At 65.6% G+C, this 23,400-nt stretch carries 26 protein-coding genes; 15 read left to right on the top strand and 11 right to left on the bottom strand.

Translation table 11 applies throughout. From position 1 onward, the window contains the following. Positions 1-55: 55 nt before the first annotated feature. On the top strand, positions 56-1,363 hold the full coding sequence (locus JX552_RS16240; protein ID WP_205873092.1) for an ISL3 family transposase: 1,308 nt from the start codon (positions 56-58) through the stop codon (positions 1,361-1,363). 115 nt (positions 1,364-1,478) lie between these two features. Here JX552_RS16240 and aceA read toward each other — a convergent pair whose 3' ends face one another. After that, positions 1,479-3,776, bottom strand: a complete 2,298-nt coding sequence (gene aceA, locus JX552_RS16235) for an isocitrate lyase ICL2 (RefSeq protein WP_205873091.1) — start codon at positions 3,774-3,776, stop codon at positions 1,479-1,481. A gap of 273 nt (positions 3,777-4,049) precedes the next feature. Between aceA and JX552_RS16230 the strand changes: the two genes are divergently transcribed. Then, complete coding sequence (locus JX552_RS16230; protein ID WP_205873090.1) at positions 4,050-4,421, top strand: hypothetical protein; 372 nt, start codon at positions 4,050-4,052, stop codon at positions 4,419-4,421. A gap of 7 nt (positions 4,422-4,428) precedes the next feature. Here JX552_RS16230 and JX552_RS16225 read toward each other — a convergent pair whose 3' ends face one another. Together JX552_RS16225 and JX552_RS16220 are read right to left on the bottom strand one after the other, a co-directional pair. Further along, the gene (locus tag JX552_RS16225) at positions 4,429-5,136 is read right to left on the bottom strand and encodes an MBL fold metallo-hydrolase (protein ID WP_205873089.1); all 708 of its coding nucleotides are present in this window, start codon (positions 5,134-5,136) and stop codon (positions 4,429-4,431) included. Continuing rightward, positions 5,136-5,447 (bottom strand): helix-turn-helix domain-containing protein, encoded by a 312-nt coding sequence (locus JX552_RS16220; RefSeq protein WP_205873088.1) that lies wholly within the window; start codon positions 5,445-5,447, stop codon positions 5,136-5,138. Before JX552_RS16220 ends, JX552_RS16225 begins: the two co-directional genes overlap by 1 nt. Positions 5,448-5,567: 120 nt before the next feature. Between JX552_RS16220 and JX552_RS16215 the strand changes: the two genes are divergently transcribed. Genes JX552_RS16215 through JX552_RS16200 form a run of 4 tightly spaced genes read left to right on the top strand, consistent with a single transcriptional unit; the run spans position 5,568 to position 8,501 of the window. Then, a complete protein-coding gene (locus JX552_RS16215) occupies positions 5,568-6,590 on the top strand; it encodes a hypothetical protein (protein ID WP_205873087.1) in 1,023 nt (340 codons plus the stop codon). A 54-nt stretch (positions 6,591-6,644) separates the two neighbouring features. Then, positions 6,645-6,968: an ArsR/SmtB family transcription factor gene (locus tag JX552_RS16210; RefSeq protein WP_205873086.1), complete on the top strand. Its 324-nt coding sequence runs from the start codon at positions 6,645-6,647 to the stop codon at positions 6,966-6,968. A gap of 42 nt (positions 6,969-7,010) precedes the next feature. Beyond that, the gene (locus tag JX552_RS16205; protein WP_205873085.1) at positions 7,011-8,015 is read left to right on the top strand and encodes a zinc-binding dehydrogenase; all 1,005 of its coding nucleotides are present in this window, start codon (positions 7,011-7,013) and stop codon (positions 8,013-8,015) included. A 42-nt stretch (positions 8,016-8,057) separates the two neighbouring features. Next, positions 8,058-8,501: an SRPBCC family protein gene (locus tag JX552_RS16200; protein ID WP_205873084.1), complete on the top strand. Its 444-nt coding sequence runs from the start codon at positions 8,058-8,060 to the stop codon at positions 8,499-8,501. 4 nt (positions 8,502-8,505) lie between these two features. Here the strand turns inward: JX552_RS16200 and JX552_RS16195 are convergent, their stop codons facing one another. Then, positions 8,506-10,077 carry a phytoene desaturase family protein gene (locus tag JX552_RS16195; protein ID WP_205873083.1) on the bottom strand — a complete coding sequence of 524 codons (1,572 nt, stop codon included), beginning with the start codon at positions 10,075-10,077 and terminating at the stop codon, positions 8,506-8,508. A gap of 106 nt (positions 10,078-10,183) precedes the next feature. Here JX552_RS16195 and JX552_RS16190 point away from each other — a divergent pair, with 106 nt between their 5' ends. Next, the gene (locus tag JX552_RS16190) at positions 10,184-10,783 is read left to right on the top strand and encodes a TetR/AcrR family transcriptional regulator (protein WP_205873082.1); all 600 of its coding nucleotides are present in this window, start codon (positions 10,184-10,186) and stop codon (positions 10,781-10,783) included. 6 nt (positions 10,784-10,789) lie between these two features. Here the strand turns inward: JX552_RS16190 and JX552_RS16185 are convergent, their stop codons facing one another. Further along, positions 10,790-11,335 carry a TetR/AcrR family transcriptional regulator gene (locus tag JX552_RS16185; protein WP_205873081.1) on the bottom strand — a complete coding sequence of 182 codons (546 nt, stop codon included), beginning with the start codon at positions 11,333-11,335 and terminating at the stop codon, positions 10,790-10,792. A gap of 92 nt (positions 11,336-11,427) precedes the next feature. On the opposite strand from JX552_RS16185, the gene JX552_RS16180 reads away from it, so the two are divergent. Beyond that, positions 11,428-12,231 carry an alpha/beta fold hydrolase gene (locus JX552_RS16180; protein ID WP_205873080.1) on the top strand — a complete coding sequence of 268 codons (804 nt, stop codon included), beginning with the start codon at positions 11,428-11,430 and terminating at the stop codon, positions 12,229-12,231. A gap of 27 nt (positions 12,232-12,258) precedes the next feature. Continuing rightward, a complete protein-coding gene (locus JX552_RS16175; RefSeq protein ID WP_205873079.1) occupies positions 12,259-13,227 on the top strand; it encodes an NAD(P)H-dependent flavin oxidoreductase in 969 nt (322 codons plus the stop codon). Here JX552_RS16175 and JX552_RS16170 read toward each other — a convergent pair. Both JX552_RS16170 and JX552_RS16165 read right to left on the bottom strand, forming a co-directional pair. Further along, positions 13,224-14,663, bottom strand: coding sequence for a class I adenylate-forming enzyme family protein (locus JX552_RS16170; RefSeq protein WP_205873078.1), 1,440 nt, complete (start codon positions 14,661-14,663; stop codon positions 13,224-13,226). The two genes, JX552_RS16175 and JX552_RS16170, sit on opposite strands and share 4 nt — an antisense overlap. 6 nt (positions 14,664-14,669) lie before the next feature. Then, a complete protein-coding gene (locus JX552_RS16165; protein WP_241010580.1) occupies positions 14,670-15,359 on the bottom strand; it encodes a hypothetical protein in 690 nt (229 codons plus the stop codon). 200 nt (positions 15,360-15,559) lie between these two features. On the opposite strand from JX552_RS16165, the gene JX552_RS16160 reads away from it, so the two are divergent. The 5 genes from JX552_RS16160 (at position 15,560) to JX552_RS16140 (ending at position 18,642) form a co-directional block, all read left to right on the top strand. Next, positions 15,560-16,189: a nitroreductase family protein gene (locus JX552_RS16160; protein WP_205873076.1), complete on the top strand. Its 630-nt coding sequence runs from the start codon at positions 15,560-15,562 to the stop codon at positions 16,187-16,189. Continuing rightward, a complete protein-coding gene (locus JX552_RS16155; RefSeq protein ID WP_205878482.1) occupies positions 16,189-16,683 on the top strand; it encodes an SRPBCC family protein in 495 nt (164 codons plus the stop codon). The genes JX552_RS16160 and JX552_RS16155 overlap by 1 nt, the downstream gene beginning before the upstream one ends. A 300-nt stretch (positions 16,684-16,983) precedes the next feature. Then, complete coding sequence (locus JX552_RS16150; RefSeq protein ID WP_241010579.1) at positions 16,984-17,733, top strand: hypothetical protein; 750 nt, start codon at positions 16,984-16,986, stop codon at positions 17,731-17,733. Continuing rightward, entirely contained in the window at positions 17,730-18,143 is a 414-nt protein-coding gene (locus JX552_RS16145; RefSeq protein ID WP_241010578.1) for a hypothetical protein, read from the top strand. Before JX552_RS16150 ends, JX552_RS16145 begins: the two co-directional genes overlap by 4 nt. 28 nt (positions 18,144-18,171) lie before the next feature. Continuing rightward, entirely contained in the window at positions 18,172-18,642 is a 471-nt protein-coding gene (locus JX552_RS16140; protein WP_205873075.1) for an Rv1352/Rv1906c domain-containing protein, read from the top strand. Positions 18,643-18,649: 7 nt separating this feature from the next. On the opposite strand, the gene JX552_RS16135 is transcribed toward JX552_RS16140, so the two are convergent. The 3 genes from JX552_RS16135 to JX552_RS16125 form a co-directional block, all read right to left on the bottom strand. Next, on the bottom strand, positions 18,650-19,072 hold the full coding sequence (locus JX552_RS16135; RefSeq protein ID WP_205873074.1) for an anti-sigma factor antagonist: 423 nt from the start codon (positions 19,070-19,072) through the stop codon (positions 18,650-18,652). A 186-nt stretch (positions 19,073-19,258) separates the two neighbouring features. Then, positions 19,259-19,657, bottom strand: a complete 399-nt coding sequence (locus JX552_RS16130; RefSeq protein WP_205873073.1) for a phage holin family protein — start codon at positions 19,655-19,657, stop codon at positions 19,259-19,261. Between the two features lie 66 nt (positions 19,658-19,723). Beyond that, complete coding sequence (locus JX552_RS16125; RefSeq protein ID WP_205873072.1) at positions 19,724-20,791, bottom strand: amidohydrolase family protein; 1,068 nt, start codon at positions 20,789-20,791, stop codon at positions 19,724-19,726. A gap of 67 nt (positions 20,792-20,858) precedes the next feature. On the opposite strand from JX552_RS16125, the gene JX552_RS16120 reads away from it, so the two are divergent. Continuing rightward, a complete protein-coding gene (locus tag JX552_RS16120; RefSeq protein ID WP_205873070.1) occupies positions 20,859-22,118 on the top strand; it encodes an MFS transporter in 1,260 nt (419 codons plus the stop codon). Here the strand turns inward: JX552_RS16120 and JX552_RS16115 are convergent. Next, positions 22,108-23,391, bottom strand: a complete 1,284-nt coding sequence (locus JX552_RS16115) for a competence/damage-inducible protein A (protein ID WP_205873069.1) — start codon at positions 23,389-23,391, stop codon at positions 22,108-22,110. The two genes, JX552_RS16120 and JX552_RS16115, sit on opposite strands and share 11 nt — an antisense overlap. Positions 23,392-23,400: the final 9 nt, after the last annotated feature.

The following is a 23,400-nucleotide window of genomic DNA, read 5'->3' as shown; positions in this document are numbered from 1 at the left end:
TTCTCACACCATTGCAGACCTGCCACCGGGGAGCCCTGTGCCTGACTCTACGTCCTTGCCTGCCGCTGTTGTCGCCGACACGATCGTGCGGACCGTGGAGTTGGGGGTGACGATCACCGACGCCGCGGTCGACGGTGAGGCCACGGTGGTGTTCTGCAACCTGCTCGACGATGGCCAGCGGAAGTGCCCCGGGTGTGGTGTCGATGGTGTCTACCGCGACACCGTGATCCGCCGGGTCACCGATGTGCCGGTGGTCGGCCACCCGCTGCGGTTGCAGGTCCGGGTTCCGCGCTACCGATGCGTGGCCGCCGACTGCGACCGAGAAGTGTTCGCCCACAACACTGATCGCCTCGCACGGCGCGGATGGTCGACTACCCGGCGCTGTGCCCGCTACATCTGCCAGCGGTTGATGATCGACCGGGCGACCGTGGCCGCGGTGGCCCGCGAGTTGGGATTGTCGTGGGACACGGTCAACTCGATCGCCATCGATGCCACCAGGACGATGGTGGCTGCTGACAACGGCCGGCTCGACGGGGTCCGGGTGATCGGCGTGGACGAACATCGCTGGTCCCATGTCCGCCGGACCGGCGAGGACGGCTATGTCACCGTCATCGTCGATCTCACCGCAGTGCTCGAGGGCACCGGCCGCGCCCGGCTGCTCGACCTGGTCCCGGGGCGTTCGGCGGCTGCGCTCAAGACCTGGCTGGCCGAGCGCACACCGGCCTTCCGGGACCGCATCGAGGTGGTGGCCATGGACGGATTCGGCGGCTACAAGACCGCTGCAGCTGACCAGGTTCCCGAGGCCACCTCGGTGATGGATCCGTTCCACGTCGTTGCGCTGGCGGGCCTGAAGTTGGACTTGTGCCGCCAGCGCGTCCAGCAGCAGACCTGCGGGCATCGTGGTCGCACCGGTGACCCGCTCTACGGTGTCCGCCGCACGCTGCGCACCCGCTACCCACTGCTCAACACGCGCCAAAAGACCCGGCTGGAAGCCGTTTTCGCCGACGAGAACCACATCGGCGTCGAGATCTGCTGGGCTGTCTACCAGAAGATGATCGCCGCCTACGCGCACCCCGACCGGCCCCGCGGCAAAACCATGATGAACGCAATCATCAACTCTCTGCGCAGCGGCGTTCCTAAGCCGTTGGAGGAACTGGCCCCGTTCGGGCGCACCTTATGGCGTCGCCGCGCCGATGTGCTGGCCTACTTCGACCACCACGCCTCCAACGGCCCCACCGAAGCAATCAACGGCCGCTTGGAAGCCCTGCGCCGCAACGCCCTCGGATTCAGAAACCTCACCCACTACCGAATCCGCTCACTGCTGCACTGCGGCAACCTCTCCCAGCAGATCGATGCACTCTGATTCCGGAAGAGCCCGTAAACCGGCTGGTACGTGAACAGGGTGAACGTCGGCACGTGGTCGGTCCACGCCGGGTTGACATGGTCTCTCGTTGCGGCGTCGGGTCGAGCGGTCGACCCTAGTCCTCTTTGAGGACCAGCCGGCGCAGCGCCACCTGGTCGGGGTTCAGCAGTTCCTCGATACGCGGCTTATTGACGTCGGCGACGATGATCTCCCCGACCTCTTGGTAGACCTCGGTGAAGATGCCGTGGGACTTCATCTTCTCTGTCTGGTACTGGTTGTCTTCGGTCGGCGTCACGTAGTAGACCGCGTCAGCCTTGAACCGGTGTACCAGCCACAGGTGGATCAGGGTCATCAGCCGCTTCTGCCGCAGTTTCTCGGCGAACGTATTCTGGTCGCGTACTTGCAGGATGCTGCGGCCGTGCCGGTCCTTGATCGGGTCGACGACGACGTTGGCCAGCTGTTCCCCAGGATCCGAGCCCTCGCCGTAGATCCCGAGTTCCAGCACGTCCGAGCCGGCGCGGCGGGGCCGCAAGGTGACCCGCAATTTCTCGCCCAACTGGTAGTGCTCGCTCCACAGCGCCAGCCACTCTTCCAGCAGCTTCTTGGGCACCTCGGTTTGCACCAGATGCTGATGCTGCGTGGAGCCCTTGCCCATCGACTTCGTCGTCGCCGTGCGACCGGACGACGCGGCCAGCGCCGCGTCGCTGCGTGGTCCACCGACCAGGGTCTGCGGCGTGCGGTAGGGCGATTCGACCAGGCGCATCTTGCGCTGCAAGCGAGCCAGCGCCAGCATGCCGTCCTGCCGGAGGTTGGTCGCGAACTCTTCGGCTGCCACACCGTCGATCTGGTGCCCGCCGTAGGTGATGAAGTTGAAGACGAAACCCATCTTGCCCAGCTCGACCGGGAACTGGCGCATCTCGTCGTCGGTCATCCCGGTGGTGTCCCAGTTGAACGACGGCGAGAGGTTGTAGGCGAGCATTTGGTCGGGGAACACGGCGTGGATCGCCTCGGCGAACTCGCGTGCGTCGGCCAGGTCCGCGGTCTTGGTCTCCATCCAGAGGATGTCGGCGAACGGCGCGGCGGCCAGGGACTTGGCGATCGCATAGGGGATGCCGCCGCGGATCTGGTAGTAGCCCTCCGGGGTCTTGGCCAGCTCGCAGTCCCAGCTGGCGTCGGCGCCCAGTTCTTTGGCTTTGGCCCGCGCGGCGTAGAGCGACGCGGTGGCGGCGAACTCCCGCCATTCCGCGGGTCTCATGCCCGACGGTTCACCTTCGCTCTCGCCGAATTCGAGTTTCTCGGCCACCGCCTCGCCGTAGGTCATGACGCCCGCGGCGTCTTCCCAGGCGGCGACGAACTTCGACTCCACTTCGTCGTAGACGTCGTCGATCGACAAGTCTGCGCTGTCGCGCCACTTGTTGATGGCCTCGGTGACGAGGTCGAGAATCCCCTGGCGTTCCAGCCAAGCATTGGCGGCCGCATATTCGCCGTCGCTGAGCGCATACAGCAGGTGGCCGTTGATCTCCTCGACGCCCTGGTCGTAGAAGCGCCGCATCATGGCCAGGAAACAGCTCTTATAGGACGGGATGCTCAGGTTGGTAGCGCCCAGCAGGAACGGCTGGTCGCGCTCGTCGCCGCGGCTGTCGATCAGGTTCGCGGCCTCGGCGTCGGTGCGTGCCACAATGATGCCCGGAACCCGCATGACGTCGAGCTGGAAGCGGGCGGCGTTGAGTCGCTTGATCTGCTCGTCGGACGGCACCAGAACCTTGCCGCCCTGGTGACCACACTTCTTGGTGCCCGGACGCTGGTCCTCGATGTGGTATCCGGGCACGCCGACCTCGACGAAACGGCGAATCAGGTTGCGCACGTGTGGATCTCCACCGTGGCCCGTGTCGGCGTCGGCGATGATGAACGGCCGGAAGTCGTACTTGGTGGCCGTCGCACGCTGCCGCTCGCTCATGTTGAGCCGTTGGTATTCCTGGTTGCGGTCGGCGGTGAGCAGGGCGCGCACCAGCACCGCGGCGTCGTCGGGCACCTGGCTGAGCGGGTAGCTGGCCAGGTCGGGTCCCGGGTCCTCGGTGGTGGAGCCCTTGGCCGAGGTCGCCCAGCCGCCGAGGTAAATCCCCTCGATGCCCATCCGCTTCATGCTCACGGCCTGGCCCGGTGAATAGGGGCCGAAGGTGGTGATGCTCTTCTGTTCGGCGTACAACTCGCGCAGACGCTCGTAGAAAGCGGCGGCGGCTTCCCGCGCCACGGTGTAGTCGGTGGGGATCGTCCCGCGTTGCTCGACGACCTGTCGAGCGGTGTACAGGCGGGTGATGCCGTCGAACCGCGAACTCTGGAAGTACCGCTGGGTGGCGGCGACGTCTTGCTCGAACGGTGATTGGACCGCGTTGTCCGTTTCAGCGATGGCCATAGCCTTCCGCTCCTCCTAAGCCCCGGTTCCCCTGACGCAGTGAGTGTATGCCCAATAGACGTGAGCTAGATCACCGGCCGAGGCCCTGGACTATCCGAACTCACCCGACGCTGACGGCGGAGCCTGGCGCGCCGCCCGCCAATACGGCTGACCAGCCGTCCAGTCCTGACTGAAGCCCTTCTCTCCCAACGATTTTTGTATTCAAAGCGGCCGTGCTACGGCCAGGCGGCAAGAGCCTCGTCTGGACTGCCGGACCGGCGTAGCGTCGTATCCGTGGCTACGGAATTGCGCTTTGACCGGTGGTATCTCCCGTTGGCGAGGGCGGTTGGACTCGGACCCAAGAACACAGAGTTGCGGATCGAGGGCGGCAACCTGCACGTCAAGATGGGCTGGGCCTTCACGGCCGACATTCCTGTGACGTCGATCAAGACCGCCGAGCCGAGCAACGAGCGGGTATTCACCGCCGGGGTCCACGTCATGGGCTCGCGCTGGCTGGTCAACGGGTCGGGCAAGGGTCTGGTGCAGCTGACGATCGATCCCCCGGTGCCGGCCAAGGTCTGGTTCAGGGCGATCACTCTGAAAGTGTTGGTGCTCAGCGTCACCGACCCCGACGCGTTGATCGCCGCCTGTACCGTGGCCCGGTAGCCGTCGCTCACCGGCACCTCGCCCGCAGCCAATCCTGTTGGCGTCGGACGAACTCGGCATCCACCACGCTCCCATGGCCGGGCACGAACACGGCTTCGGGTCCGCCGATCGCCAGCACCTGGTCCAGGGTGTCCGGCCAGGCCGCAAGATCGGAATCGGCATCGATCGCGGGGTCCGCGGATTCCTCGACCAGGTCACCGGTGAAAACGACGGTCGGCTCACCGGCATGGCGTGCGGGCACCACGACGACCAGATCGGAGCGCGTGTGGCCGGCGCCGAGGTGAGCAATCGTCACCGTGCGGTCACCGAGATCGACGGTCGCGTCCGAGATGCCGTGTGCCGGCACGCGCAGGCCCGTGATCGCGGCGTCGACCGCCCCGGCGTCCGCGCCGTAGGCCAGCGCGTCGGCGCGCAGCTGATCAGTGGCCGACGACAGGTAGTCGACAACATCCGGCGCACAATAGATCCGGGCCCCGGTGAACTCCGAGGAACCGAGAACGTGGTCAAAGTGTTTGTGGGTCAACACGACATCAGTTACGGGGCGAGCCGCAAGCCGGGCCACGTCGGCGCGCACGGTGCGCGCCTCCTCCAGAGTGGTCCCGGCGTCGACGAGTAGCGTCGCCGTGCGGCCGCAGACGAGGCCGACCGTCACATCGCAGAAGGCCAGCCGACAACGATAGACCCTGTCGCCCAGCACTTCCCAGTGGCGATACATCAGACCGGTCGCAGCACAGCCGAGCCATACCAGTGGCAGACGAACAACGCGAGTTGGACGTCGGCCCGATTATCGAGCGGCCGGCCGCGGCGCGTCACCGCGCGCTCGACCCGACTCCGCAGTTCATTGAAGCTGACGTTGAGTTCGCGGGCCGCGGCCTCCTGCGCGCAACCACGGTGCAGGAACAGCCGCAGGGTCTCACGCAGGACCGCGCCGTCATCGGTGTCGGATGCCAGGTCTCCGAGGACATCGGCTACCCACCCTCGGATCTCACCGATATCGGTGTCGGATTGCACGTCGTCCCTCTGCATCGCGACTACGCTGGCGACGCATGCGCGAACGCCTTCAGTCGCCGTACGGGCGTCGTCGGTCACGTGTGGAACGTTAGATGGCGGCTGCCCGGGCGGCCATCCGCAGTGTATTAAAGAGCGATGTTCGAGGACGCGAACCAGGAGCAGGCGCTCGGGATCCTTGCTGCGGCGCATCGTGTCGTCCGGCACGTGCGCGATCCGGATGATCCGCGCTCGGGGCGCGGTGACGGCGTCGTCGTCGCCGCCGGCCGCTTGCTGTTCCGCCCAGCAGTCGACGTCGAGCCGGCCGCCCTGCCCCGGATCGAACCTCAGGACCTGGCCCGCGCGGTCGGATCGAACCGTGACCTGGCAGAACACGCGGCCGCCCTGATCGCATGCGCGTCACTGGCCGACGGACAAATCTGCCCGGAGCGGCTACGCAAGGTGGTCGAGTATGCACATGCCATGCATGTCCGGACCGGCTGGGTGCGTGACATCCTGCAGGTGGCGCGCGGGCGGCTGGCCTGGGCGATGGCGGACATGGCCAGACGCAACGTGTCTACTTTTCCGGGCTGGGCGCGTCCGGATGACACCCTGCCGCCGATGCTGCCCTACGAGGCGCAGACCGACGCCGACAAGCGCCTGGCGGCACGCTTTCTGGCGCTCGAGGAGTTGCCTGCAAGCACCTTCGGCCATCAGTTCTGGGCGCACTTCCGTCGGCACGGGTTCGCATTTCCCGGTGAGAAAGAGGCATTCACAGGACTATTCGCCGTTCCGCACGACGGCTTGCACGTGTTGTCGGGGTACAGCACCTCGATTCAGGGCGAACTGCTGGTGAGCACCTTCACCGGTGCGATGCACCGCCGTGATGCCCTGCGCGCTCATATCCTGCCGGTCATATTCGAATGGCATGTGGGTCACGAGGTCAACGGCATCGGTGCCCGTCAAGGCGCACTGGACCCTGACAAGTTTCTGGTCAGCTGGCAGCGCGGCGACGCGACGACCGCCGACGTGCTGTCGCCGAACTGGGATTTCTGGGCCGCCGCCGCCCGCGAGCTCGACGAACTGCGTGCCGACTACGGTATTGCGCCCTTGCTGCCTGCGCACGCCGCGGTAGGCGAAGAGGTGACCGTCGCTGCCCGGGCCGACCCGACCGCGAAGTAATAAAAATGTCGGAAGAAGTTGACATGTCGGGAAAACCCGACATATATTGTGCGGGTGGCCAATCCCGACCGCATCTGTGATCGCATCTTCACCGCGTTGGCAAACCCGGTGCGGCGCAAGCTCCTTGAAATCCTGAGCTGTCAGTCCCTATCAGCCGGGGAACTCAGCGAGCGGTTCGAGCTGAGCCGTCCGGCCGTTGCCGAACATCTCAAGGTGCTGCGCGACGCCGGGTTGGTCGCCGACGAGGCGCAGGGTCGCCGCCGCATCTACCGGTTGACCGCCGAACCGTTGGCCGAACTCGGCGACTGGTTGCATCCGTTCGAAAAGCTCTGGCGGACAAGGCTTGCCGCGTTGGCCGAAAAGACGGACAACGAGTAACTCATCCGGTGGTCGCAGACCGCCGCCACGAAAGGACTCTTAATGCGCGCAGTGGTCATCACCAAGCACGGAGACCCGTCGGTACTGCAGGTCCAGCAGCGGCCGGACCCGCCGCCGCCCGGCCCGGGCCAGCTGCGGGTTGAGGTGCGGGCCGCCGGCGTCAACTTCGCCGACCACCTCGCCCGAGTGGGACTGTACCCGGACGCGCCCAAGCTGCCGGCGGTCGTGGGTTACGAAGTCGCCGGCACGGTGACCGCCGTCGGCGACGGTGTCGATCCGGCTCGGATCGGCGAAAGGGTCTTGGCGGGAACGCGTTTCGGCGGCTACGCGGAAATCGTCAACGTCGCCGCTGCCGACTCGGTAGCACTGCCCGACGCGGTCAGTTTCGAGCAGGGTGCCGCGGTCCCGGTGAATTATGCGACCGCGTGGGCCGGGCTGCACGGTTACGGCTCGTTGCGCGCCGGCGAGCGGGTGCTCATCCACGCCGCCGCAGGTGGCGTGGGCATTGCTGCCATCCAATTCGCCAAAGCCGCCGGCGCCGAAATCCACGGCACCGCATCTCCGGGCAAGCACCGCAGGCTCGCCGAACTCGGAGTGGATCATGCGATCGACTACCGTCAGGACGGCTGGTGGAAGGGCCTGGGACCCTACGACATGGTGCTGGACGCACTGGGCGGCACTTCGCTGCGTCGCTCCTATCATCTGCTGCGTCCCGGCGGACGGCTTGTCGGCTACGGGATTTCGAACATGCAAGAGGGTGAGAAGCGTTCGCTGCGTAAGGCCGCGCCGCACGCACTGGCGATGCTGCGCGGGTTCAACCTCATCGACCAGCTCTCGGACTCGAAGACCGTCATCGGGCTCAACATGCTCAAGTTGTGGGACGACCGCGGCTCCCTCGAGCCGTGGATCACACCGCTGAGCAAGGCGCTGCACGACGGGACGGTGGCGCCGGTCGTGCACGCGGCGGTCCCGTTCGCCGAGGCGCCGGAAGCGCACCGGATCCTGGCGGCCCGGGAGAACATCGGCAAGGTCGTGCTGGTTCCGTAAGCAGATGGTTTCATCCGGTGCCGGCGCGGTTATGTTTGCGGCATGGCTGTCACCGAATCCCGCGAGGTCGTCATCGAGGCGACGCCCGAGGAGATCATGGATGTGTTGCTCGACATGGAGACGCTGCCGGAGTGGTCTTCGGTGCACAAGACCGTCGACGTCCTCGAGCGCGATGACCAGGGTCATCCGCTCAAATCGCGGCAGGTCGTCAAACTCGTCGGGTTCACCGAAGAACAGGTGCTGGCCTACATGGTGCACGACGACGGGGTGAGCTGGACCTTGGTGGAAGCCAGGCAGCAGAAGGCCCAGGACGGGCGTTACACCCTGATTCCCGACGGCGACTCCACCCGCGTGCGTTTCGACCTGACCGTCGAATTGAGTGCGCCGGTGCCTGGCTTCTTTGTCAGGCAGGGTGCCAAAGCCCTGATGGACACCGCGACCAAGGGGCTGCGCAAGCGCGTCCTGAAGGTGAAGAAGGGCGCCTGAGAAGCTACGTCGCCGAGCCCGCATCCTCGAGGGCTTGGTAGGCGGCGTTGTATCCCGGCGTGAAAGTGATGCCGGGTCCGCCGTGGCATCCCGCACCGCCGAGGTAGAGACCGGCGATCGGGATCGGGAAATCGAGAAAGCCCCTGGGGCCGGGACGGTTTGGCCCCATCAGGTCCGGGTGCAGCAGCCCGTGACAGAAATCCCCCGCCGGGGCCGCGAACATGGTGCTCATGTGATAGGGCGCGAACGTGATGTGGCGGAGCACGATGTCCTTGAAGTTCGGGGCGAATCTGGTGATCTTGTCGATAACCCGTTGCGCCATCTCATTCTTGAGATGCCCATGCTGGTCGCGGGCGACTTCCACCGGGAAGGCGTACGCGTAGGCGCTGGCGGCGTGCTTGCCGGGCGGGGCGAGGCCCGGGTCGTGCACTGACGGGATCTGCATGCCCATCGACGGGTTGTCCGGGACGATGCCGCGCCGACTGTTCTCCCAGTGCCGCTGTTGCTCTTCCGGTGAGCCGAAAATGCCGATCGACATCTGCATGCCCTCCTCGTTCAGCAGCTCATAGGGCGCCGCGAACTCCGGCAGGCCGTCGAGGGCGAAGTGCATCTGGATGAACGAGGCGCGGTGGTCTCGGTCTGAGACGCGCGAAACAAGTTCGGCAGGTACATGTTCCGGGTCGATCAACTCGATCAGAGTGAGATCGGGCGCGAGATTGGACACCACGATCGGCGCGGTGATGGTCGAGCCGTCCCGCAGTCGAACGCCGGTCACTTTGCCGCGATCGACGAGTATCCGCTCGACCTTGGCGCGGAACCGGATCTCACCGCCGTGGGAACAGAAGAGCCCGCGCAGATGCTCGGTGAGTGCGCCGATGCCGCCCTTGAGTTTGGTCATCATTGGGGCGTTGTTGTCGGGCACCGCCAGGGCGAATGCCAGGCAGGTCGCGCTGCCCGGCGTGTAGGGACCCCGGTAGGTGGAGTTCACCGCCAGGAAGGCCAGCATGCCGCGCATCACCGCGTGCCTGTCCTGGTCGGGCAGATAGCGGTCGATGACGTCCATCGCCGAGCCGAACAGCATCTCGTGGATCGCCCGACGCTCCGCCTGGTTGGCCGCACAGGCGTACATCTCGTCGAGCGTCTTCGGCGGTTTACGAACATCGAAGCGGCCCAGCGCTTTCGCCGGCCCCTGGCTCCAGCCGACGAGTTCGGCCATTCCGGTGACCGCCTCGAAGCCGTGCTTCTCCCCCAGATGGGTCATCAGTTGCATCGGGTCGCGGTAGAAGACCAACGGTTCTTCGCCGTTTTCGCCGATGTTGGTGGACATCACGTCGGGTTCGACGGTGGGCAGTCTGTCCAGGCCGAGATCTTTGGTGATCTGGCTGGCCGTCGGGAACTGTACGGAACCGGCGATCTCGTAACGGAACCCGTCGATCAATTCGACGGTTGCCGCCATGCCCCCCGCGTAGGTGTTGGCTTCCAGGCAGACCGTGCGCAGTCCCGCCCGTTGCAGAATCGCCGCTGCGGTCAATCCATTGTGCCCGGCGCCCACCACGATCGCGTCGAAATCCGTCACCGTCCGACCTCCTCACCGAGACCCGCCCGGCAAGAATATGTCAGTACTGACAAAATTTGAAGATGTCAGCACTGCCGTCTTTGGGTCGGATACCATCCGTGTGGACATGAGCGCCCCGATGAACGGTCACCAGGTGCGGCGCCGGTCGACGCATGAGGCGCTTCGGCTGGCGGCGCTGAAATGCTTTGCGGGTAAGGGATTCGCCAACGTCACCGTGACGGAGCTGGCCCGCGAGGCGGGCGTCACCCAGCGCACCTTCTTCCGGCATTTCCCGACCAAAGAGGCGGTGCTGTTCCAGGACTACGAGACACAGCTGGAATGGCTGGCCGAGGCGCTGGCCGGTCGGCCGGCGTCGGAGCCGCTTTTCGACGCGGTGCTGGCCAGTGTCGGCGCCTTCCCGCACGATCTCGAAGTGGTCCGCCAAGCCGCGACCGCCCGCGCCGAGTTGATCAGTGCCGAGCGCATCGCCGGGCACCTACGGGTCGTGCAAGCCTCATTCGCCGCCGTGCTGACCGAATTCGTCCGGGCCCGGCATCCCGAAGTGCCCGACATCGACCTGGTCGCCGACGTGGCCGGCTCCACGCTGGCGGCGGCTCTTGTTGCGGCAGTGGAACACTGGGGCCGCGACGGCTGTCTTGGCGATCTCGGCGAATTGGTGGCCAAGAGCCTGGAACTGGTGCGCTCCGGGTTGGCGCCGCTGGCCTGATGGGCGTCAGCGGCGTTCGCCGGTGGCCAGGCGCTCCAATGCCTTGCGCAACGCCTCGTCCCGCTCGCCCCTGCTGAGTTCCATCAGCGCTGTCTCGGCGATCGCCGCAACGAGCAATACCGCGATCGATTGCGCTGAGGTCCAACCCAGTGCAGTCAGGTCGGGCAGCATGAGGGATGCGGCGTTCGCGTTGCGGTCGGCGACTAAGTCACCGAGGCTGGCCTCGGTGCGCGACTGGACCAGCAGCGCCTTGGTGGCCGGTTCGGCCAGACAACCGTCGAGGTAGGCATTCATTCCGGCTCTGAGCCGGTCTTTGCCGGGCGGAAGGTCTGCCGTGGCCGCGGCGATCAGTTCCTCCAAGCGAAGATGGAAGCGGGTATGGAGCGCGCGAATGTAATCGGACCGGCTGGTCCAATGCTGATAGAAGCTGCCCTTGGCCATGTTCGCCTCGCCGACAATGGCGTTGACGGAAATTCTGGTCAAGTCGGCGGTCCCTAACAGCCGCTGGCCGGCATCCAGCAGTGCAGTCCGGCCTGGCTCAGGCGATCTCACGTCGCGAAGCCTCCCATGGTGACTCTTGTCAACCTCCTTGTGGAAGCGTTCGGTGTGACCGACCAGTCGGTCAAGCACGACGGGAGATTGCCATGACCACTGTCCACACCAGGGCGGGCCGCGTCGCCTGTCGCGAACTCGGAAGTGGGCCAGCCATTTTGCTCTTGCACGCAACGTTGCACGATCGGCATGATTTCGACCCGATCGTCGACCGGCTCGCCCGGCATTACCGCACCATCGCCGTGGACTGGCCGGGGCACGGGGAATCGGATTCAGTGGCCGCCGGCGCCGCACCCACTGCTCCACTATTCGCCGATGTACTTGAAGACGTGGTCGACGGTCTCGCTCTTTCGCGCGTACTGGTTGTCGGAAATTCGGTCGGCGGGTTCGCCGCGGCGCGGCTAGCGATCAATCGCCCCGACTGCGTCGCAGGCCTGGTCCTGGTTAATTCCGGTGGGTTCGTTCCGTGGGATCCTCTGTCTCGTAGCTTCTGTCGCTTGATGGGCACGCCAGCCATATTCCGCCGCGCCGCGCCGCTGTTCGTTCGGAGTTACATGAAAGTCAGGACCGACAGCGACCGCCGGATCGCCGAGCGCGCGATCGCACGCGCTGAATCAGTCGACGGTGCCCGCGCCGCGGCGTCGCTGTGGCGTAGCTTCGCGACGCCCGAGCACGATTTGCGCAGCCGTGCCGCCGAGCTGACTGCGCCGACGCTGATCGTCTGGGGCGGGAGTGATATTGCGATACCGCTGCGCGCCGGGCGAGCTACTCAGGAGTCCATCAGCGGATCCCGTTTCGAGGTCCTCGATACCGGGCACGTCGTGTTTTCCTCGGATCCCGACGGCTTCCTCGCCGTCGCCGAGCCGTTTCTGGGGGCGGTCAGCTCTCGGAGGTGAGGGCGGACCCGCAACGAAGGCACAACGATGACACTCAAGACGCGCCTGACCGATTTCCTTGCCATTGAGCATCCGATCCTGTTGGCGCCGATGGCCATGGTCTCCGGTGGCCGGCTGGCCGCCGCGGTCACTGCCGCGGGCGGCCTGGGGCTCGTCGGCGGCGGCTACGGCGACGCGGCCTGGCTGCGTTCGGAGATCGGCGACGCAGACGGTGCCCGCGTCGGATACGGCTTCATCACTTGGAGCGTGGCGCGCAACCCGGAGCTGCTCGACATCGTGCTGGCCCAGCGGCCGCCGACGGTCATGCTGTCATTCGGCGAGCTCGAGCCACTCGGGGACCGCATCCGCCGGGCCGGTGTTCCGTTGACCGCGCAGGTGCAGACCCTGGCCCAGGCGCGGCGGGCGCTGGATGTCGGAGCAGACGTCATCGTTGCCCAGGGCGCCGAGGCGGGCGGGCATGGGATGAGTGCCCGCTCGACCTTCACGCTGGTACCGCAGGTCGTCGACCTGGTCGCCGAACGTGCGGCGTCGACACTGGTGGTGGCGGCCGGGGGCGTCGCCGACGGTCGCGGACTGGCCGCAGCTCTTGCGCTCGGCGCCGACGGGGTCTTGGTCGGCACCAGGTTCTGGGCATCCGCCGAAGCCCTGGTGTCAGCCGCGGCGCACCAAAGGGCTATCGCGGCCGACGGCGACGAGACGCTGCGGACAAGCGTCTTCGACCTTGTGCGACAACGTGATTGGCCCGAGGGCTACGATCTGCGGGTGGTGAGCAATGCGCTGATCCGCCGCTGGCATGCCAACCCGGACGAACTGCTCGCACGGCTGCCGGAGGCCATCACCGCTTACCGAAAGGGAGTCGCCGCCGAGGATTTCGACGTCGACACCGTGCTGGTCGGTGAGGCCGTCGGGCTTATCCACGACATTCGGCCCGCCGCCGATATCGTGGCGGCGATGGTCAGTGACGCGGCGCGAATCCTCAACCGAGACAACGCCTAAGAACGTTCGAGGATCAGATCCGCGAGTCGTCGGCGGTCGACCTTGCCGGTCGCGTTGTAGGGAATATCGTCGACTAGAGCCAGTCGTTCCGGCAGCTTGAAATAGGCGATCATTTCCCGGCAGTGGGCGCGTAGCTCGTCGAGTGTCACGGCTGCCCGGGCTACCACCGCGGCGCCCACCCGCTGTCCGAGTTCGTCGTCGGATATTCCGGCGACCGCGACGTCGCGGACCGCCGGGTGGGAACGCAACGCCTCCTCGACTTCGATAGGCCCGAACTTCTCTCCGCCACGGTTGATGGTGTCGCGCAGCCTGCCGCTGGGGAAGATGTAGCCGTCGGCGTCCACCCGGCCCAGATCGCCGGTGCGTAGCCAGCCCGCCACGGTGTTGACCGGGGAGTTCACCCACAACTCACCGACAGCCCCCGGCTTCACATCGGTGCCGGTAGCCGGATCCACCACGCGTACTCCGACCCCGGGCAACGGCCGGCCGACCGATCCCGCCCGTGCCGGATCGTAGTGGTCTTCCGGCGTCAGGTTGGCGTAGGTCCCCATCGTCTCGGTTTGGCCGAAGACGTTGGTGAACGCGACATGCGGCAGCTGGGCGATTGCTTTGCGCATCAACGCGCTCGGCGCTGCCGCGGCGCCGTACGTGATGGCGGCCAGCGACGACAGATCGGCGGCGGTGAAGTCAGGATGATCCAAAATCCGGTGCAGCATTGTCGGGACCAGGAACATGCCGGTGACCCGATGCCGCGCGACGAGGCGTAACCATTCCCCGGCGTCAAACCGCTGTTGCACCACCAAGGTGTTGCCCGAGTACAAGCTGGCGAGCAGTCCCAGGGAACCCCCGATGTGAAAGTAGGGCACACACATCATCACCGGTGTGGGTGGGATGTCCGGTGCGAACGGCCGCGATGTTCTGCTCAAACGCGCCGCCAGTTGGCGACTGCCGATCTCCACGGTCTTCGGCAACCCGGTCGTACCGCTGGTGAACAGGACCATGGCCGCGCGATCTGCCTGCGCCCCGGCGGTTTCGGCCGTCACCGGCGCGTCGGTCTCGATGAGTTCGGCGGCTGTCAGCGTCGTCACCGACGCGGGTAGCCGGTCAACGAACGTCTCCCCCGCCACCGCCACCGAACAGCACCCGGCGTTGGCCAGCAGCGCACGCACCTCCGCGGGGGTCAGCGCGGGGTTCATCAATGCCGCGGCGGCCCCGAGGCGCGCCGCTGCGAGAAGTGCGGCGATGGACAGCAGGCTCGCGGTGTCGACGACCGCCACCCGGTCGCCAGGGATGACCCCGGCGGCCGCGAGCCCGCCGGCGCACCGGCGCACGGCGTCATCAAGGGTCCGGTAGCTGATCTGGTGGCCGTCGATGATCAGGGCGGTCCGCTGCGGATCGGCGACCGCAGCGGCGTCGATGATGGTGCCGAGATTCATGAATCCTTAGTACAGGGGCGACCAGGAGGAGGTGCGCAGCAGCCGGCTGGTCCACTGGTCGCGCAGGTCCAGTGCGTCGTGCAGCCAGGTCCCGGGTGTCCGGTACTCCGCCGGAATATGGCTTCGGAGCAGGTCGAGCAGCGCTTCGGGCCGGCTGATCCGCTGCATCAGGATGACTTCACGGCGCAGATGGCTGCCGAGTGCCGGCTGGAAAGAGGCGTCCATCTTCAGCATGGAGGACGGCTGCTCGAGGCTGCGGGCGTACACCTCGCCGCACCGGACGATGTACTCCTCGAACTTGTCCTCGTAGGGCCACATGGTGTCCTCCATGTACAGGCTCATGTCATGCTCGCGGCCGTCGACGGGAACCTCGTCGAAGGCCACGTCCTGCATCGGCGACCAGGGCAGCGGAACCAGCAGTTTGGCGTCGACGCCGTGGCGCAGTTCGTCGGCGTGGTGCATCCAATCCCGCAGATCGCCCTGCTGGACCCGCTTGGTTAATCGCTCCCAGGCGGCTCCGTCGCGCACCGCCGTCACGGTAATGACGGTGTAGGCGGGTCCACTGCCCTGCGCCTGGTTGGTGTACCAGAGCAGTCGCGCCTCGTCGGCAGCGGCCAGCATCGGCATCCAACCATCACGAAATGCGGCCTCGAACTCGTCCTCGGAGCGGCCTCGCACCGTATGGACTTCGTGCATGAAAAGCAACGACCAGGACCTCCCACGCGGCGCTCGCTTCTGAACGCCCGCTCGCTCATCTACTGGCAGGACGTTAATTGCAGCGAATCGTCCTGTCCACGTGGGTCCCGACGCGAGCGTCAATTTTGCCTGGCGCGTGTTGCGGTCCTTCCAGTGTGTCGCGGTACGTTCGAACAGGCACGGCTGGTGAAAGGGACGGGATGGATATCGCTTCAGTGGACGAACTGCTCACCACTACCCGAGCGGTACGCAAACGTCTCGACCTCACCCGTCCGGTGGGTCGCGAGGTCATCATGGAATGCATCCGCCTGGCGATGCAGGCGCCCACCTCCCAGAATGCGCAGGACTGGCGCTGGGTCGTGGTCACCGATCCCGGCAAGCGCGCCGCGATCGCCGAGATCTATCGCAGCGTCGGTGCCGACTATCTGGTACATGCGGAAGCCAACGCCACCGATCCGCAGACCCAGCGGGTGTACCGCAGCGCGCTGAGCCTGACCGACACGCTGGCCAAGGTCCCGGTGCACGTCATCCCATGCCTGTTGCAGTCGATCGACGAGAGCAATCGACTTCTTGCGGCGTCGGCCTGGGCGTCGATCATCCCGGCCGGCTGGAGCTTCCTGCTGGCCTTGCGATCGCGCGGTCTGGGATCGGTGTGGACGACGATGCACCTAGCCAAGGAACGCGAGGTCGCCGACTTGCTCGGTATCCCCAACACCGCCACACAGGCCGCACTGTTCCCCGTGGCGTACACGATCGGGACCGAATTCCGGCCTGCGGCGCGGCCGCCCGCGGAAACGATCACTTTCTTCGACGCATGGGGCGACGACTGATGCAGTCCTACACGGTGCGTTTCCACGTCGATGCGCCACCGGCAAAGGTGTGGCGGGTTTTGCATCCTCCGGTTCCGCCGAATTCGCCGCGGCCGCGGGTGCTGACCTGGCCGACGGGCAGCATGGAAATACTCAACGAGGGCGACGAGGCGGGTGAAGGGCTGGTTCGTACCTGCATCTTCCCGGTGCCGAAGTATCTGCTGTCCGGCGGCCGGGGACGGTCATGGGAAACCGTCACCGAGGCGAAGATCAACAAGGTGTCGCGCTATATCGCCATCGGTAAGCCGTTGTGGTCCCGGGCCGAGGGCTACCACCAGCTCGAGGAGCAGCCGGACGGCACCACCGTGCTGACCTTTCACGAGACTTACCACGCCCACAACCCGGTGTTGCGTTTTCTGCTGGAGCGTCCGGTGCACGCCCGAATCTCGCGCGACAACCTCGACACCTACGAACATGCGCTCGGCTACGCCGGCGCCGTGCGCCGCCTGAGCTGACCGCCGCACCGACCCGCACCGAACGGCACTGACCGGTGTTAAAAAGACCAACATGGAATCGGCCTCTGAAATGCTGAAATCAGCAGTCACTGGCAAATCCAAAAAGCGGACGTATCCCGTGCCTGCCACTGGATGACAGCATCTGCTTTCGACGCCGAAATTCAGTTCTAGAACTCCATTTTGGACTAATTGATCGCAATGAATTGCTGCGCGTCTTTGGAAAGTAATGCAAAAATTTCCGTCGCGGCCAGCGAATACACCCGCAGTTTCATCGCGCGTCAACGGCGAGGAGTTGTCATCGTGACGGTACGGTCCCACGTGCACCCGCTCCGGCGCATCGCCGGCAGCGAAACCGTCCGGTCGGAGACGTTGTCTGCAGGGCGGCGTGCCGAACTGCTGGACCGGATGTACGACGTCTACACCCAGACGATGCACGGCCACACCCGCGAACAGTTCGAGCAGCACCTGTTCGGCGCCGGCGACCTGCGCCTGACTCTGTACCGCGGCGCTTCTGGCGAGTTCGCCGGTTTCGCCTATATCGGCATCCAGTGTGTGGAGCACGCCGGCCGACCGGTCGCCGCATTCTCGGCGGGCGGATTCTTCCGGCCGGGGTACCACGACGGCGGCGTCTCGGGGATGGCCTTCGGGCTGCGAGAAGCGTTGCGGTTCAAGCTACGGCGGCCGGGCACGGCACTGGGCTACCTGGCTCGCACGTCGTCACCCGTTGCCTATCGGCTGTTCACCCGGACGATGCCTCGGGTGTATCCGAGCCGTGGCCGGCCGATCCCACCCGACATCGATGCGCTGGTTCGCAAGCTCGCCGCCGGGCGCGGATACCGACCGATCGGCGCCGACCCGTGGATCGTGCGGTCCGATGCCGTCCCCCGCAACGCGGCGGGAATGAACCGGTTCGAGAGCCATCCCGACGTCCGGTTCTACCGCGAGCTCAACCCTCACCACGATGAGGCGCTACTGGTGTGGATTCCGCTGACGGCGGTGACCATGCTCGGCGGTCTGTGCCGCCAGGTCCGACTGCGTCTGTCACGGTGAGCGCCCCTGCGCCTGCGCGGTTGCGCGCCCGTCGGCTGCTGTTGGCCCTGGGTGCCGGCGCGCTGTACGGCGGTTGGGCTGCGGTCGCCAATTGCGCCGAAGGCCCCGCAGTGGCGTTGCGCGCAGCGGCGACGCAACTGTTGTTGAGTACCTTTGCGGCATTGGCGTTGGAGTTGCTCATCGAGCGGATCTATCGGTCGGCCCGCACATCCGGGCAGGGTTTCTGGCTTGCCGCTACCGGCGCGTCGACGTCCGCCGGCTCGGCGCTGGCCGCGGGTCACGGATTGATGGGCACTCCTCACATCGCACGAACGATCGCGCCGTCAGTCGTTATCGGCACGGTGTTCTGCTTCGCCTACGCTCGCACGTTGATCGCGGGCCGGGACTCTTCGGTTGACGGTTCGAAATGAGCTCCTCAGCCCGGTAAGCTCGTTACTTATGGGCTCTAAGCAAACGGCGGCGCGGGTCGCGGCCGCAGCGCTGATCGTCGCAGGCTGGCTCGGATTGGCAGGTATCGCCACCGCAGATCCCGAGCCGACGCCTTCGCCGGCTCCATCCCCTGCCCCTGCCGGGGCGCCGGCACCCGCAGGAGTACCGAAGACGACCATTGACCACGACGGCATCTACGCCGTCGGCACCGACATCGCCCCGGGTACCTACAGCACTGCTGGACCCGTAGGCAGCGGCACCTGCTACTGGAAGCGGACGGGCAACCCGGACGGCGCACTCGTCGACAATGCGATGACCAAAAAACCACAGATCGTCCAGATCGAGCCCACCGACAAAACCTTCAAGACCAGTGGTTGCCAGCCCTGGCAGCCCACCAGCGACGCCCCGCCGCCCAACGTTGCGGGTCCGCAGGTGCAAGCCGGGCTGGGGATTCTCAACGGCCTACTCGGGCCGCACTGACCCTGATTCAGGCAGGTGGGGCAAGAGCCGCCTCGACGGTGCTGTACATCGGCAGCAACCGGCGCAGTCCACACGCAGCAATGGTGCGGGCCACGATCGGTTGATTGCTCACCAGGCGCAGGTTGACGCCACGACGACGACAACGCACCGATTCCTGGGCAAGCACCGCGTATGCGCACGAACCCAGGAAATCCAGCTCGCGGATGTCGATCACGAATGGACCCGGGGCAATCGATATGGCTGCGCTCCTGTTGATCAACCGCTGCCAGATCACTTCGTTACTGGCGTCGATATCGCCGCCGACATGAACGACCACTGCCGACCCGGTGCATTCGGTGACCGCCCGCAAGCCGCTGTTCGGATCGCCTAGTTGGGAACTTAGCCGCGTAGTCGAAGGACCTGGCGATGATCCGATCGCGACAGTGTTCATGCGGCAGTATCCCGTCCTGGTGAGGATCTCGCGAGGAGCTCGTATGGAGTTCGTGCCGAGAGACAGCGTAATCGGTGGGCGGTGTCAGCAGGCGGTCTTCGTAAGCACGGTGCTACTTAGCATATGTGCAACAGGGCCTGACAACATAGGATGTCCGCGCGAAATTTCCCGATTGCCCGGGTGCGTTTATTGGCGGCGCCGGCTGGCCCGGCGGGTCAGTAGCGACAGGATCCAGCTAACGATCGACAATAGGATTGCCGCCCAGATTGCGGTCCACCAGAAGTGGTCTATCTGCAGACCCCAGTGGGTGGTGTCCTTGGTGATCTGCGCCGTGATCCACAGCATTAACGCATTGATCACGATGTGGAACAGTCCCAGGGTCAGGATGTACATCGGAATCGACAGAATCTGCACGATCGGTTTGACGATGGCGTTCACCAATCCGAAGAGCACCGCGACCACGAAGATGATGCCGATCCGCTGCAGCGTGCTGTTGCCGCCGACGAAGGTCAAGCCGGGCACGAAAAGGGTGACGACCCACAAGGCGAGTCCAGTCAATGCTGCGCGTACCAGAAAAGCCACCATGGGCAGATCCTGCCACCGACGGGTGCTTCGGGTCGTCTGATTCAGACTCGTCTACTTCGGCCCCGTCTAATTGAGCCCGTAGAAGCGCTGGGCGTTGAGTCCGCCGATCTTTTCCCGCGATTGCCTGCTGATATCGCGTCGCTGCCGCAACCGCTTCGTGCTTTCCGGCCACTCCCCGTCCCAATGTGGGTAGTCGCTGGCGAACATGATGAAGTCGTCACCCAATACGTCGATGACGCCCGGCAGGATCGGCTCTTCCGGTTCGCAGGTCACCCAGATGTTGCCGGCTCGCAGGTAGTCGTGCGGGTCACGGCGCCAGCCACCCTCGATCCAGTCACCGCGCTTCTCGTAATGCTCGTGCAGGCGATCGATGAAGAACGGAACCCACCCGGCCCCGGCCTCCAGAAACGCGACCCGGAGTCCGGGGTGACGATCGAACACACCGCCGGACACCAGCGCCGTCATCGCCGTCATCTGATCGAACGGAAAGCTGATGCAGTGCACCTGGATGTAATTGGTGAAGCGATCGACGCCGATCTTGGGCAGGTGTATGCCGGGCGCGCCGTGGATGCCCAGCGGCATGTTCAGCTGCACGGCAGCGGCGTAGAAACGGTCAAGGTCGGGGTGATCGAGATTGCGGGTTTTCAGCGCCGGAGGGACCAGCGTCGCGACCAATCCCAGCTCCTTGGCTTCGACCATGATGTCGACGGCCACCTCGCCGTGTTCGATCGGCGTCACGGCCACACCGCGCAACCGGCCATGCGTCGGTTCACAGAAATCGGCGATCCACTGGTTGTAGAGGCGCGCGAAACCGGCGGCGAATACCGGATCTTCGAGGCTGGGCACGCAGAGCCCGAGGCTGGGATAGAGCACCATGGTGTCCAGATGATCGCGGTCGGCGTCGGCGAGCACTCCCTCAGCCGTCGAGCAATTGATGCCCGGCGCCCTGGTGATGCCGTGCTCGGGCGGGCATCCGGCGCCCGGGCCGGTGTCTTCGGGATAGTTGCGGCCTTCGATCGTCAGCCGCGGCCGTCGATCGTTGCTCAACTGCACACGATCCGGCCAGCGTTTCAACGCCTCAAAAGCAAGAGTCGAGTTTTCGGCGACGTGTCCATCGGCATCGATGATCCGCATATGTCCGGAACATACCCGCATGCGCGGCGGACTCGCGATATCGCGACACGTAGGCCACGATGCTCTCGTGACGAGACAGCGGTTGACCAGCGACCAGCGCAACTCCTTCTTGGCAGCTTTCCTGGGTTGGACGATGGACGCCTTCGATTTCTTCATCGTCGTGCTGGTTTACGCCGACATCGCCGAGACGTTCCACCGCAGCAGGACTGAGGTCGCGTTCGTCACGACGGCGACACTCGTGATGCGTCCCGTCGGCGCGTTGCTGTTCGGGCTGTGGGCTGACCGGGTCGGCCGACGGCTGCCCTTGCTGGTCGACGTGCTGTTCTACTCGGTGGTGGGGTTCCTGTGCGCGTTCGCGCCGAATTTCACCGTGCTGGTGATCCTGCGACTGCTGTACGGCATCGGCATGGGCGGAGAGTGGGGGTTGGGCGCGGCGCTGGCTATGGAGAAGGTTCCCACCGAGCGGCGCGGGTTTTTCTCCGGTTTGCTGCAGGAGGGTTACTCGTTCGGTTATCTGCTGGCCAGCCTGGCCTCGCTGGTGGTCATGAACGGGTTCGGCTTGTCTTGGCGCTGGTTGTTCGCGTTGAGCATCGTCCCTGCCATGATCAGCTTGATCATCCGTTACAAGGTGGAGGAATCCGAGGTCTGGGAGGCCGCCCAGGACCGCATGCGGCTGACCAAAACCCGGGTGCGCGACGTCCTGCGCGAGGCCAAGGTCATCCGTCGGTTTTTCTACCTGGTATTGCTGATGACCGCCTTCAATTGGATGAGTCACGGCACCCAGGACGTCTACCCCACCTTCCTCAAGGCAACCGACGACCACGGTGCGGGTCTATCCAGCGCGACCGCGCGCTGGCTCGTCATCGTCTACAACGTCGGCGCCATCGTCGGCGGACTGGCCTTCGGCACGTTGTCCCAGCGCTTCAGCCGCCGCTACACCATCGTGTTCTGCGCCGTACTAGCCCTGCCGATCGTGCCGATCTTCGCCTATTCGCGCACCGCGGCGATGTTGTGTCTGGGTTCGTTTCTGATGCAGTTTTTCGTGCAGGGGGCGTGGGGTTGCATCCCGGCCCATCTCACCGAGCTGTCGCCGGACGCCATCCGCGGCCTGTATCCGGGCGTGACGTATCAGTTGGGCAATTTGCTGGCGGCGTTCAACCTGCCGATCCAGGAGCACCTGGCCGAAACGCACGGCTACCCGTTCGCACTGGCGGCGACGATTGTGCCGGTGCTGGTGATGGTGGCGTTGTTGACGCTGATCGGCAAGGACGCCACCGGAATTCGGTTCGGCTCGGCGGAAAGTGCGTTTCTCCCGGCTAAGAGCTGAGTGCCCGCAGCAGCATGTGCATGGCTACCGTGGTGGAGCGTTCCCGGACGTCGGAACGGTTGCCGGGTAGCCTCAGCGTGCGGGTGACGGTCGGACCGTCGCTGCATGCGACGGTGAAACAGACTGTGCCGACGGGCTTTTCCTCTGTTCCGCCGCCGGGCCCGGCGATTCCGGTGATGGCGACCGCGGTATCGGCGTCGAAGCGTTTGAGCGCACCCGCGGCCATCGCCTCGGCCACCGGCTCGGAAACCGCGCCGTATCGGCCGATCAGGGCGGCGTCGACGCCGAGTAGTTCCACCTTGGCCTCGTTCGAGTAGGAAACCACGCCGCCGGTCACGTATTCCGAGGATCCGGGGCGGTCGGTCGGCCGGGCCGCCAACAGCCCGGCGGTGCAGGATTCCGCCGTCGCGATCCGACGCCCGGCCAGCAGCCGCGCGACCAGATCGTCGACCTGCGAGCCATCCTCGGAGAACACCTGTTCGCCGTGGCGCTCGCGCAGCATTTCGGTCAGTTGTGCGTAAGTTTCCGCAGCGTCGGGTTCGTAGCGCGTCACGATCTCCAGTTCACCGCGTCTGAGGCAGGTGGTGATTTCCAGGGAAGCGAAGCCGGGAATCGCGGTCTCGGCGTCGCGCAGCGTCTCGGCCAGCCCCGACTCCGGCAGCCCGAACATTCGCACCATCTCCTGGCGATAGACGGTGCGGCCGGCGATCGCGTCCTGCACTCCGGAGGTCTCAATTGCTCTGCGCCACATGGGTTGCAATTCGCGAGGGGGGCCAGGCAGCACCAGCACGGTCGGCTTGCCTGGCACGACCACTCCCGGTGCGGTACCCACCGGGTCAAGAATCTGCGCACCAACCGGAACCATCGCCTGCTTGCGGTTGGCCGCCCGCACCGACTCGAACTTTCCCGGTTCCATCAGCGCGGCGAACGCGGGATTGCGCGCCATCAGGGACTTGAGGATCTCGGCGATCCTGTTCTCCAGCGCTTCGTCGAGCTTCAGCTCACGTCCACAGAACCGGGCTACCACCTCGACCGTCATATCGTCGGCCGTCGGGCCCAGGCCACCGCTGGTGATGATCAGGTCGACCCCTTGGTCGGCCATGAATCGCAGCTGCGCCTCGATGTCGGCCGGACGGTCACCACAGATGGTGATGTGCGCCAGTTCGACGCCCAATTCCAGCAGCCGGTCAGCGAGCCAGGGGCCGTTGCGGTCCTGTACTCGCCCGGTCAGAACCTCGGTGCCGGTGACTACGATTCCTGCGCGTGCGCTCACCGTGCCGAG

The sequence above is a fragment of the Mycobacterium gordonae genome, assembly GCF_017086405.1.
GTDB lineage: Bacteria > Actinomycetota > Actinomycetes > Mycobacteriales > Mycobacteriaceae > Mycobacterium > Mycobacterium gordonae_D.
The sequence above is the reverse complement of the archived record's forward strand: the minus strand, read 5'-3'. Positions and strand labels throughout refer to the sequence as shown.